Consider the following 13,038-nt stretch of genomic DNA (forward strand, 5'->3'; position numbering starts at 1 on the left):
ACTCGATTTTTTTCGCATAACTCAGGATTTATATGCCCACTCCCACAAATCGTGATTATTTAAAAATGTGGCTGGTATATTCCTTGCCACAACATCTTGTTTCTCGTTTTATTTTTCTAGTCACTCGTATAAAGAGCCCTTGGAAAAATCCTTTTGTGCGATGGTTCATTAAACGTTTTAAAGTCGACATGTCGGAAGCGTTACATCAAGACATCAATGCCTATGCTAGTTTTAACGAATTTTTCACCCGGGAACTAAAACCAGGTTTACGTCACTTTGACAAAGCGCCGAATATTTTAAGTTCCCCCGTAGACGGCACTATTAGCGAAGTAGCTGCAATTAGTGAAGATCGTATTATTCAAGCTAAACACATTAATTATTTACTGCTGCAATTAATTGGCGGCAATCAACAACATGCACAAGCCTTTCAAAATGGTAATTTCGCCACTATTTATTTATCACCGCGTGATTATCATCGGATTCATATGCCCATTGATGGCACGTTAACCGACATGATTTATGTGCCCGGACGTTTATATAGCGTAGCGCCCTTTACGGTAAATACCTTGCCCGGTATTTTTGCGCGCAATGAACGCGTGGTTTGTTTGTTTGATACGGCTCAAGGTCGCTTAGCAGTTATTTTAGTTGGCGCCATTAATGTAGCCGCAATTGAAACGGTATGGCATGGTTTAGTCACACCGCCACATCGTAATCGCATACAACATTACAATTATCGTGATAAAAATATCCAACTGAATAAAGGTGATGAATTAGGCCGCTTCAATATGGGCTCCACCGTTATATTATTGAGCAACGAAAAATTACAATGGGAAGCATTGCAAGCAGGACAGTCTATAAAACTAGGTCAGACCTTAGGACATTATCACCTTTGATGGATGCATGCGCCGTGGCGTAATCGCCAATTTGATTACGCCCCGCGTGTTTCGCGCTATATAACGCTTGATCGGCTCGCTCGACTATCATCTGCCACCCTAAATCTTTGGGATCGTTAATATATAAAGAACCAATACCACCACTCATCGTTAAAACCGAGTACGGACTTTTTATATGCGGCACTTTGCGCGCTGCTAGTTCCTCAACAATTCGATTCGCTAAAATTGCCGCGCCTTCATTACTCGTCTCTGGCAGCAGCAACAATAATTCTTCACCGCCATAACGATATAAACGATCCGCTTTACGAATAGAAGCGCGTATATGATTCGTCACTACTTTTAATGCTTCATCACCTGCTTGATGGCCATAGTGATCGTTATATTGTTTAAAACAATCCACATCAAATAACACCAAAGTATAAGGTCGCGCATAACGCAACGCTACATTGTGCGTATACGCAACATCAACTTCCATAGCGCGTCGATTACCTACATTCAGTAATGCATCTTCCATCGACAAGGCAACTAATTGACGATTAACTTCTTCTAAGTCGCGCGTTTTAACTTCTATTTCACCTTCAATAAGAACGCGTTGTTTTTCTATAATCGCTTCGTAGGCATGCGCTAAATCGGTGTATGTTAATAAACCGCATAACTCGCCCTGCTCATCCACTACCGGCAAATGACGAATATGACGTGATTTAGTAATAACCAACGCATCAAACAACGTGCAATCTCGCATAATGGTGACGGGCGGACTCGACATAAACTGTCCCGCGCACAGAACATCCGTCGATTTTTTTTCTAAAACATCGCTTAACAATGCCACCATATCGCGTTCAGTGACGATACCTACTGGTTTATTATTTTCTACTACCACCATGCACGAATAACGATGCTCACGCATCGTACGGGCGATTTCAATTAAGCTAGTTTGAGGCGTTATATGACGAATGTTACGCGACATTAAACTATCGACGATCACCTGGTCCATGGTGGATTCCGTATCAGTTAATTATTAAATTGCTAGCCAAGCTAACGGCATCTTGAAGGCTGACTTGAGGAAAATCTAAAGCGCTTTCGGCGGGCTCGCAACATTATTACGCAAATAGGTCGGCAGTGCTGCTTGCACGGGCAGGGCTTTGCCCGCAGCAAAATCCGCCAGAGCCAGATTCAACAAAGCTTCAGCCTGTGGCCATAATGTCTGCGTATCTACCGAGATCATTGAAACCAATGAATTAGCGCGCAAAGTCAAGCTTGGATAAATTGACCACGCATTGCCCACCGCTAACCAAGCACCACTTTGTGCATTCGGTAAAACCACCTGCTCAGGCAACGCCACCGTTTCATTAATCACGGCTACCCAATCATTCTCTTGCCACTGCCAGCCCGCCCAATAAATTTCTTGCATGCGCGCATCTAACGCCGTTAATAAAGAAATAGAGTGACGCGCAGAATACTGCGCTGTATTTTGCAAATACGCGGTTTCTGCCATGATTTTTAAAGTTGAAATCGGTAATAAAGGAATATTAAACGCACACGCAATACCTTGTGCAACACCTACTGCAATCCGTATCCCCGTAAAACTTCCCGGCCCTGCACCGAACGCAATCACATCTAATTCACTGGCTTTAATCTTCGCTGCGACTAACAGCTGATCAATCATCGGCAAAATACGTTGCGCTTGTTGTTGCGGACAATGCTCAAATACTGAGGTTTTTACACCATCAACAAACAACGCCGCACTGCACGCTTCGGTGCTGGTTTCAAACGCTAACAGTTTCATTGCTCAACTTTGCAAAAAATTGCGTGACTTGCGTTAAAGAACGCGTGCGGCGAAAAGGAGGCAACGCAGCTAATAAACGTTTGCCATAGCCTTTTTGCACTAAGCGTACATCGCATAACATTAATACACCCGAATCATGCACATCACGAATCAAACGTCCCGCTCCTTGTTTTAAGGTAATCGCTGTTTGCGGTAATTGGTATTGATTAAACGGATCACCGCCTTTACGTCTAATCGCTTCTAAACGCGCTTGCAACACTGGATCACCGGGTGCCGCAAACGGTAATTTATCAATAATGACTAAAGATAAAGCTTCACCGCGAATATCCACACCTTCCCAAAAACTCGCCGTTCCTAACAACACACCATTACCCGCATCACGAAAGGCATCCAACAATTGACCGCGTGGCATTTCGCCTTGCACGAATAATGGAAAATCAATGCGCTTTGCTAATACACGCGCCGCATAATTTAACGCGCGATGACTCGTAAATAAAACAAAAGCGCGACCTTGACTCGCTTCTATGACTGGCACAATGGCCTCAATAAACGCATCCGAAAAAGTCGGATCATTAGGTTCCGGTAAAGCTTCCGGGACGTATAACAAACCTTGTTGCGGATAATCAAATGGACTATCAAAACTTTCACAACGCGGTTCTTGTAATCCCATACGCGCATTAAAATGTCGAAAGTCACCGGCGACGGATAAGGTCGCGGAGGTTAATATCCAAGCCGCTTGATAACGTTCACGATGGTTTTTAAAAATCTCGCCAATCTCTAATGGCGTTTGATGCAAGGTAATACCTTGGCGCGTCGTTTCCCACCATTGCACTGCGTCTATAGCAGGCGCATTAAAAGCCGCAAGGCTTTGCAAATAAGCATCACTACGTGACGCGCATTTTTGCAGCGCTTCGCTACGCTCACTAAACGCTTGCAAACTATCATCCAACGTTTGCAATGCATTTTGCCAACGTAACAACGCATCGGCTTGCGCACCTTTAGCGGGACTTTGCCAATAACCGCGTTGTTCTTCAGCACCAAAACTTAAACGGAAATCACGCATCGCCGTCATCGCTTGTTGCGCATGATCGCGCAGCTCACCTGCATCCGGTGCGTCTTTTAATTGCGCTGCAACAATATCATTGGTCCATTCACTAAATTGGCGTGTACTTAAACTACTACCAAAAAAATGACTGGCAATTTCTGGCAAGCGATGCGCTTCATCTAAAATAAACGCTTGTGCGCTCGGCAGCACTTCACCAAAACCTTCTTCCTTTAACGCCATATCCGCAAATAATAAATGATGATTAATCACGACGATATTTGCTTCTTGCGCGCGACGACGCGCTTTGACAACAAAACAATCATTAAAACGCGGGCATTCACTGCCTAAACAATTTTCAGCGGTGGAAGTAACACGCGGCCAAATACTTGCAGCTTCTGGAATACTTTCTAATTCGGCAATGTCACCTTGTTGCGTTAACGGTAACCATTTGCGAATCGTGGATAACTGTGCGGTTTCTTCCGCTGTATCACGTCCCAGCGTGGGCATTTCTAAACGTTGCAAACAAATATAATTGGCGCGGCCTTTGAGTTGTGCAGCATCAACGCTAACACCTAACATACGTTTAACATTCGGCAAATCACGATGAAAGAGTTGATCTTGCAAATGGCGCGTTGCCGTAGAAATAATAATGCGCAAACCCGAACTCAACGCTGGCACTAAATACGCAAATGTTTTTCCAACGCCGGTGCCTGCTTCCGCGACTAAGACATTATTATTATCAAGCGTTTCGGCGACCGCATCGGCCAGCGCTTGCTGCACTGCACGAGGCGCAAAATGCGGAAGCCGCTGAAAAGGTCCAGCGGCTCCCAATAGTTCAGAAGGCAATAAAGACGCAGACGTTTTTAACACACGGTCTTCTTACCCTCTCACAATCAATAAAATAATTAACGTAATGGCGCTGCTTCCACACCAGCAACCGGTTCAGGGGCTGGCTCAAAATCCATCGGCGCATTGCCTGCATCGACTGCGGGTGCGCTGTTAGTTTGCGCATCGCTGGCTTTGCCACGCGCTTCTTCAGCACCGATCATGTCACCTTTTTGTTCACGCGCACGGCCAATAATTAACCAGTTACGATACGTCAACGCTGCATCGCTCCCAGCCATATCATTCGATTTCATAGCCGCGCTTTCAGCTTGTGCAGGATCACCTTTACGCAATTGCAATTCCGCTAAGCGACTCCACAATACGCCATCGGTGGGCTCAATGCGCAAAGCACGTTCTAAATACATAACAGCAGCGGCATTATCGCCTGATTTACGAGCGGTTTCTGATTGTTTCCACAAATCCATTACCGCTGGATTACCAATATTATGTTTAACATTTTGCGTCATCGTGGGCTGTATGACGATGGGTTCTGGTAATGATTGACCGAAATCCACCGGTTCTGGTGCTTTTTTACGAGGCGAACCACACGCGACCAATGCCAACGCCACTGCGAACAACAAGCCGAATTTCAGTACATTCTTCATAAAACGCTTCCTCCCGATTATCACAATAATTCTGCTATTTTTACTTTACGAATAACATCAACAATTTCGCGCCAAATCAATTCAATATCAATTAAACAAACGTTGCCAAAATGATTGGCCTTGGCATTTCGCTTCTTCTATCGGCGCGACACCTATTATAAAGGGCAATTGTACTACATTGTCACATTTAGCAGCGCTCAAGCCACCGGATTGTGCATCGACCCAGAGCGCTTGCACATTGGCCGGCATCGCACGCTCCAAAGGCGTCGAATCTACCTGCTCAAAAATGGAAGTCCACAGCGGCAACGCAGCGCTGCCCCCACTAATATTAGCGGCGCCATGATCATCACGTCCCACCCACACCACCGCTAAATGTTCGCCAGTGTAGCCCGCAAACCACGCATCTCGCGCAGTATCACTGGTGCCGGTTTTACCGGCGGGTTGTAATGCCGCCATGCGCGCATAAACACTTTGTGCAGTGCCTTCTGTAAACACACGCTGCATTAGATGATTCAACACATAAGCAACGTCGCTTTTAATTACCGGTTTTAACGCTAAAGGATAACGTTTCAAGCGCGCACCATTCGCGGTGGCGACTTCGCGCACCGCGCGCAAAGGTGTATAAAAACCATTACTCGCAAATGTTTGATACATCTGCGTAACTTCATACGGCGAAAGATCAACCGCACCTAAAAATAAAGAAGGATATAAAGGTATGTTAGATTGCACACCTAACTTGTGCATCCAATCTGCGATTCGTTTAACACCTAAACCCATGCCCAATTGCACTGTCGCGGCGTTATACGATTGCGCCAATGCTTTATATAACAACACCTCACCATGAAATTGTTTATCATAATTTTGTGGTGACCAATCTTGTCCTTTCGGACCTCGCAAACTAACCGGTTGATCTTGCAACATCGAAGCGGCGTGATAACGTCCCGTCTCTAATGCCGCCAAATACACCACCGGTTTAATCAAAGAACCAATTTGACGTTTTGCATCCAGCGCACGATTAAAGCCCGGGAAATTAGGTTGCGCACTGCCCACTATCGCAAGCACTTCACCGTTATTGACCGTGGTGACTAAAGCCGCCGCTTGTAACTGATTTTTAGTTTTTAAATGTTTGGTTTTATTAAGCGTAGCAATGCCGCGACTCAACACTTGCTCCGTCACCGCTTGCACCTGTGGATCTAACGTTGTAAAAATCCGCAAACCTTCGCTACGCAATGCATCATCACTATAATCCGTTTGTAATTGACGCTTAACCAAATCAATAAAAGCGGGATAACGCGTATGCTGAATATCATTGCTGTCAATTAAATCGAGAGAACTTAAACGCGCACGTTGTGCTTCTACTGCATCAACCAAGCCTTCTTGCAGCATTAAATTAATAACGACGTTCCGCCGTTCTAATGCTGCTTTGGGATTGCGTCGTGGATCATAATACGAAGGACCTTTAATCAACCCAACTAATAATGCAATGTGTTCGGTTTTTAAATCATTTAAATCTCGTCCAAAATAATGCTCAGCTGCTAAACCAATACCATGAATCGCACGTTCACCATCTTGTCCAAAATACACTTCGTTTAAATACGTTTCTAAAATTTCAGACTTGCTATAGTGCAGTTCTAACAATATCGCCATCAAAGCCTCTAACGCTTTCCGGCGCAAAGTGCGCTCACTACTCAAGAAAAAATTCTTTACCAATTGCTGCGTCAAAGTGCTACCACCCTGCACCGTTCCACCCGCTTTTAAATTGGCAAACATGGCACGTACAATAGCCATCACTTGAATGCCGTGATGATCTTTAAAATATCGATCTTCAACGACTAACAAACTTGCAAGCAATACTGGCGGCACATCTTGTACGCGCACCAAATTACGATCTTCCGTATGCGCAGGGTAAATATTAGCAATTAATAAGGGCTCCAAACGCAACAAAGATTGTGCTTTTCCATTTGCATCGCGCATGAATGCTATTTTTTTTTCATTGAACACCAAATGATATTGATTAGGCGTTTCTTGCTGATCCCAAAAAGTAAACCCACGCGTATGAAAAATAATTTGCTGACCTTGAATCCGATAACTGCCGGGGCCTTGCGCATCTTGTCGATAACGCAAACGCATCAATTCCTTACGTAAGTTTTCCAAGCCAAGCGTTTGGCCAACGAATAATTCTAAAGGTCTTGCGTAAACGCGAGCAGGTAAAGTCCAGCGGTGACTTTCAAATTTTTGGCGTAATGAAGCGTCTAACCAAACGATATAGCCCGCGCCTAATGCCAAACAAATAAAAGCCGTAATTAAAAATAAAGGCCAAACAGAACGTTTGCGGCTAGCAGCAGAAGCATTGGCGTCACTAGAGCGTGCGCGGCCGATGCCACGGCGTGAACGGTTTTTTTTAGAAGGGTCGCGCTTATTATCACTCACGTAAAACAACCTGCAGCAAGCGCTCATCAATGAGCGTTAATGACACAGGTTTATACCCTATTTTGTGACACGACGGAAAGAACTAAGCAGAGATCTCTACAAAAATTATTAGTGGCTTAAAGCATATTTGTCATGCCTTGAGTCCACTCAAACGCTTCCATATTTGCGACCATAATATCGCCAGGGGCCAAGCCCGCAAAATGCAAACCGTCCCAATCCGATTTTTCATACGCTAACACGCAACATAAGGCCTCACCCATACTGCCTTCATGCTGCAAAATAGCTTGTTTAATAGCATCATTCAGCGGCAGCTGCGTCAACAAACGCTCAAGCGGATATTCCATCAACATATCTAATGCTGAAAAAAGACCGGCAGTAAAATAACTATCATAAGGCTTAAGCTGGGCTTCACGCGCTAATCCTTCGCACATCTTGGCGCGCATCAACGCTAGCTCGATCATCACTTTCGGACAATCATTCATGCTGCTTAAGGCCATTAAAGACGTCCACGAACGTAATGGATTTTTACCTAACAAAGCCACCGCTTGCGAAACAGAATCAATCGGACTGGGCAAACCAAAAAATGCGGAATTCATTAAGCGCATCAACTTGAAACTCATGGCTACGTCATGACTAATGATTCTTTCAATATCGATTAATTCAGAATCAGGGTTATACAAAACCGCCAACAAATTCATTACCGTTAATTTATTGCCCGGCATTTCTTTCGTCGCATACACGCGTGGCTTGCTGAGTAAAAAACCTTGGCAATAATCAAAGCCTACGTCGCAATACAATTTATATTGCTCCAAACTTTCAACCCGTAACGCCAATAATTTTATATGATTGTATTTGCGAAACTTAGCCACAAACGTGCGTAAATAACTATCACTCAAACCTTCGGCGCAAACTTTAATCAAACTAATATTTGGCAACAGATCTTTTAAATCTTCACGACCATTAAAATTATCTAACGCTAAGGTAAAACCCTTTTTCCGTAGATTGCGACAGACGTCAATTACTTCGCGGTTAATTTCGATGTCACAAGGAATTTCTAAAATGACTTGTTTGGGCGGCAGTGGCAAATTAATGGCTTCTGGCAACATACGTTCAGTTAAATTAATACTCGCCAAACGATCACCGACTAAGTTTTTTAAACCCATATTCATAAATGCATTTAAAATCACTTGTGCCGTCGCGGTATCTGAGCCTACATCTTCCATGCCATAACCATTGCCACGAAATAATAATTCATAGGCATACACACCCATTTGTTTATTATAAATAGGTTGGCGCGCCACCATGGCATCCGACAATATAGGCTGATTAACAGGCGTGTCCTTGCTGTGCCCCATTGGCATATACGATTCCTTTCCTTGAAACCAGATCTTCTGCATTCGTTGGCGGCGATTGGCCGAAAAGCTTTAGACCAACTACACTCTATATATAATATAAATAACGAGTATTTTGCACATGACACTGACCGCTGCCATTATTTTGTTTTTCTTGGTGCTGGATCCTTTAGGCAATGTGCCGATGTTTCTTAGCATCTTGAAAAATCTACCGCCTGACCGTCAGCGCCAAATTATTGTGCGTGAATTATTAATCGCGCTACTCGTGTTATTACTTTTTATGGCACTTGGGAAATATTTTTTACAATTACTGCATATTAGCGAACCCGCCTTATCAGTCGCGGGTGGCCTCGTGTTATTTCTTATTGCAATCCGTATGGCATTTCCTCATCTGCAAGATATGCCCGACACTAACGACGACGAACCTTTTATCGTACCCTTAGCGATTCCTTTGGTTGCAGGGCCCTCTGCGATTGCGACGGTTTTATTAGTTATGTCACAATCACCCGAGCGATGGACTATTTGGTTAACCGCGTTGATTATTGCTTGGGGCATCGCCGCGCTTATCTTATATTTCAGCACTGCGTTTCATCGTTATTTAGGACGGAAAGGTTTAATGGCAATGGAACGTTTAATGGGAATGTTGTTAACGGTCATTGCAGTACAAATGTTTATGAACGGCATCGCTGATTTTATTCACACTCTAAATTAATCAACGCACAGGTTTATTTTTAATCTCAACAACAATAAAAAATATCTGCCATGAACAATGATAACCAACAAATTTGTCGCGCTTTATGCATCGCTGAGCGTTTTCAGTTTGAATCACTATGCCAACATTTATTAAGTTATCATCGCGGCACTCGTTATCGCGATGCACTGCATCTTGATGTCCCCAACGGCGCAGTTTTTATTTTTCATTACGGTGTCTTAGTCACATGGGGTCTTAACAAAACGGCACTGGATGATTTATTGTCCGAAGTTAATCTTTTTACCGATCAACCTTTAGCAGAACCCGAACGCGAAAGTTACAGCTTTCAATTAGGCGAACGCACGCATATGAGTAGCGATGTCATCACGCTCACGACTGACACCGTGCAAGAAAGACTGGCCTTATCACATGGTCTGGCGCAATCGGTCAAACTTAATACATACGAAACGCGCGTGCGTAACACCATCACTAGCACCGTAGGCATTCCTGAAACACTGGCGCGCACGGGTCGCACACATTTAAGCCGACGCGCCATCGCAAAAATTCGTGGTCGCTTATTTTTAACAAAAGCGGATGTGATGCTGAACTATGACTTACTCGATACACCCGAATTTTTCTGGGAATATCCCGAACTCGAATCTTATTACGAAATCCCCGCACGTTATCTCGAACTTAAACAACGCATTGAAGTGCTGACGCTAAAACTCGGCACCATTCACGAATTATTAGAAATGCTCGCCGATGAACAAAAACACCAACACTCCGCATTTTTAGAATGGATCATCATCTGGCTAATTGCTTTAGAAATTTTTGCCTTCGTCTTTCACGACATCCTCGGTTGGTTTTAATCTCCACCCATAGCAGCAAGTAATGGCACAAACCCCAGAATTTAGTTGCGGCTTATGCCCCGCTTTGGGAAGATGGCGCCGCAATATCTACTATTGGATATTCACAGGAAGGTGGCGAGCGTGGACGCTTAAAAATAGCCTTTAGCAAGGAGGCTGGCCGCCTGTATGGCGAAAACAAGCAACAAAGAGAGCAACTAATATGAAAGCAATTGTTATAAATGAATTTGGCGGTCCTAACGTATTCAAAGACGCAGACGTTGACGCACCTAAACCCCTACACAATGAAGCCATTGTCCAAGTCCACGCGGCGGGCTTAAATCCTTTCGACACCAAAATGCGGGTCGGCAAATTAGCGCCTTTCTTTGGTTTAAAGTTACCTTTAATCATCGGCTGGGACGTTGCCGGTGTTGTTACTGAAGTTGGCTTCGACGTTGACGAAGTTAAAGTTGGCGACCGTGTGTACGGCATGATTCAACCGATTCGTCCGGGTTCTGCAGCAGAATACGTAGCAGTACAATCCGAATTTTTACGCGTTATGCCTGCCAAAATGAGTTTTGAAGAAGCAGCCGCCATTCCAATGGCAGCCGAAACCGCCTGGTTTGGTTTAGTCAACCTCGGCAAAATCAAAAAAGGTGATCGCGTATTAGTTCACGCTGGCGCCGGCGGTGTTGGCATGTATGGTATTCAAATCGCGAAAGCGATGGGCGCATGGGTTGCGACTACTTGCAGCACACGCAATGTTGAGTTCTGCAAATCATTAGGTGCAGATCAAGTCATCGATTACACCCAACAAGACTTCAGTAAAGAACTCAAAGACATCGACGTGGCCATTGACGTATTAGGCGGCGACGCCAACCTCAACACCTATAAAGTGTTGAAACGTGGCGGTACTTTATTGTGCGTATTACGTTACGACTTAGCCGATATGCAAAACCGCGAACGTCTTACCCAAGAACATGGCGTGAATGTACACACCGTTGTTTTCAGCAACAAGCCCGCCGCATTAGATGAACTGAATAAATTGTACGAAGCCGGTAAACTCAAAGTACATCACGAAGTGGTTCCGTTTAACGCTGCATCACTCACCAAAGCTCACGAACAATTAGAATCTGCTCGTACGCGTGGCAAGTTAGTCATGAAAGTTAAGTAATTTTTTATTACTGAACAATAAAAACCCCGGCATGCCGGGGTTTTTTTATAATGATGACTAGTCTGTGCTAAATGCTAAACAACCTACTCTTAAAATTTACAAAACTCGTACAAACGCGCATTTTAAATATTCGGTTTCAGCAATCGCCGGATGCACAGGATGATCGGGTGCTTGGCCGCCAAATTTTATAATTTGTGCTTGGCGTTGGCTGCGCACCGCAGCATGACGTACGGCATCGGTTAATTCATCGCGACTTAAATGCATGGAACACGATGCACTGGCTAAGATACCGCCTTCGGGTAATAAACGCATCGCGAGTTCATTAATACGGCGATAGGCTTGCAAACCTTCTGCGTGATCTTTTTTGCGTTTAATAAATGCCGGTGGATCTAAAATAATCACATCAAACATTTCATTATTATCACGCAGTTGACGTAGTACTTCTAAGGCTTTGCCTCGTAAGCTTTTTACACTGTCACTCAGATTGTTTAACGCAGCATTACGTTGTACAAATTCTAATGCTTGTGCAGAGCTGTCAACACACACTACTTCTTTTGCGCCTGCTAATGCGGCTTGTATGCCCCACGCGCCTGCGTAACAAAATACGTCTAACACGCGTTTGCCTTGGCAAAATTGCGCAAGGTATTGGCGGTTATCACGGTGATCATAAAACCAGCCGGTTTTTTGGCCATCGCTTAATGACGCTTCAAAAATGGCATTGCCTTCACGCACGGGCAAAATATCAGGCACGTCGCCCCAGGCTTTTTCACTATATAAAGGTAAGCCCTCTACTTCACGTACGCCGGAATCGTTTTTCCACCAAATACCGGTGGGTTTATAAATCTCAATTAATAACGGTAATAAAATATCGCGCTGTTGTTCTACTGCCGCAGTGCCGATTTGCACCATCAAGGTGCCGCCAAAACGATCAATCACTAAACCCGATAAACCATCGGCATCACCAAAACATTGTCTGCCATATTCACTTAAGCCTAACCGCTCACGCAAAGCGTGGGCTTGTTGTAATTTTATTTTAATAAATTCAGCATCAAAAGCTTGTTGCGCTTGACGGCTATAAACCCGCGCACAAATCAAACTGTTCGGACTGACTGTTGCCATGCCTTGAAAACGATTTTCACTGTCCATCACTTCAACGGTTTGTCCCGCGCTAAAAGAAGTCAGCTGATTTATTTTGCGATCAACTTCGTTGCTATAAATCCAACAATGACCTTGCCGTAAACGGCGTTCACTATTTTTAACTAATTGCAGACGTGAATATGACATGCGAGGTTCTCAACAAGAGGGCGAGGCGACTATACGGCAGTCACAGTG

General features: G+C 44.3%; 11 protein-coding genes. 4 read left to right on the forward strand and 7 right to left on the reverse strand.

Translation table 11 applies throughout. The features are described from left to right. Positions 1–32 precede the first annotated feature (32 nt). Positions 33–893 (forward strand): phosphatidylserine decarboxylase, encoded by an 861-nt coding sequence (psd, locus tag H0W44_05195; protein MBA3581834.1) that lies wholly within the window; start codon positions 33–35, stop codon positions 891–893. Here psd and H0W44_05200 read toward each other — a convergent pair. From H0W44_05200 to H0W44_05225, 6 genes are all read right to left on the reverse strand, one after another. Next, a complete protein-coding gene (locus H0W44_05200; protein ID MBA3581835.1) occupies positions 853–1,887 on the reverse strand; it encodes a GGDEF domain-containing protein in 1,035 nt (344 codons plus the stop codon). The two genes, psd and H0W44_05200, sit on opposite strands and share 41 nt — an antisense overlap. Before the next feature lie 75 nt (positions 1,888–1,962). Next, on the reverse strand, positions 1,963–2,679 hold the full coding sequence (tsaB, locus tag H0W44_05205; GenBank protein ID MBA3581836.1) for a tRNA (adenosine(37)-N6)-threonylcarbamoyltransferase complex dimerization subunit type 1 TsaB: 717 nt from the start codon (positions 2,677–2,679) through the stop codon (positions 1,963–1,965). Beyond that, positions 2,660–4,570, reverse strand: coding sequence for an ATP-dependent DNA helicase (locus H0W44_05210; protein ID MBA3581837.1), 1,911 nt, complete (start codon positions 4,568–4,570; stop codon positions 2,660–2,662). The genes tsaB and H0W44_05210 overlap by 20 nt, the downstream gene beginning before the upstream one ends. 59 nt (positions 4,571–4,629) lie before the next feature. Further along, positions 4,630–5,214 carry a tetratricopeptide repeat protein gene (locus tag H0W44_05215; GenBank protein ID MBA3581838.1) on the reverse strand — a complete coding sequence of 195 codons (585 nt, stop codon included), beginning with the start codon at positions 5,212–5,214 and terminating at the stop codon, positions 4,630–4,632. Between the two features lie 87 nt (positions 5,215–5,301). Beyond that, positions 5,302–7,644, reverse strand: coding sequence for a penicillin-binding protein 1B (mrcB, locus tag H0W44_05220; protein MBA3581839.1), 2,343 nt, complete (start codon positions 7,642–7,644; stop codon positions 5,302–5,304). A 116-nt stretch (positions 7,645–7,760) separates the two neighbouring features. Continuing rightward, entirely contained in the window at positions 7,761–9,005 is a 1,245-nt protein-coding gene (locus tag H0W44_05225; protein MBA3581840.1) for an HDOD domain-containing protein, read from the reverse strand. A gap of 112 nt (positions 9,006–9,117) precedes the next feature. Here H0W44_05225 and H0W44_05230 point away from each other — a divergent pair, with 112 nt between their 5' ends. The 3 genes from H0W44_05230 to H0W44_05240 all read left to right on the forward strand — a co-directional run bounded on the left by H0W44_05230 (position 9,118) and on the right by H0W44_05240 (position 11,706). Further along, a complete protein-coding gene (locus H0W44_05230) occupies positions 9,118–9,708 on the forward strand; it encodes a MarC family protein (protein ID MBA3581841.1) in 591 nt (196 codons plus the stop codon). Between the two features lie 50 nt (positions 9,709–9,758). Next, positions 9,759–10,556, forward strand: a complete 798-nt coding sequence (locus H0W44_05235; protein MBA3581842.1) for an RMD1 family protein — start codon at positions 9,759–9,761, stop codon at positions 10,554–10,556. A gap of 199 nt (positions 10,557–10,755) precedes the next feature. Further along, positions 10,756–11,706 carry an NADP-dependent oxidoreductase gene (locus H0W44_05240; GenBank protein MBA3581843.1) on the forward strand — a complete coding sequence of 317 codons (951 nt, stop codon included), beginning with the start codon at positions 10,756–10,758 and terminating at the stop codon, positions 11,704–11,706. 96 nt (positions 11,707–11,802) lie between these two features. On the opposite strand, the gene H0W44_05245 is transcribed toward H0W44_05240, so the two are convergent. Further along, complete coding sequence (locus H0W44_05245; GenBank protein ID MBA3581844.1) at positions 11,803–12,990, reverse strand: class I SAM-dependent rRNA methyltransferase; 1,188 nt, start codon at positions 12,988–12,990, stop codon at positions 11,803–11,805. Positions 12,991–13,038: the final 48 nt, after the last annotated feature.

Source organism: Gammaproteobacteria bacterium (assembly GCA_013817245.1).
Taxonomy (GTDB): Bacteria; Pseudomonadota; Gammaproteobacteria; order HTCC5015; family HTCC5015; genus JACDDA01.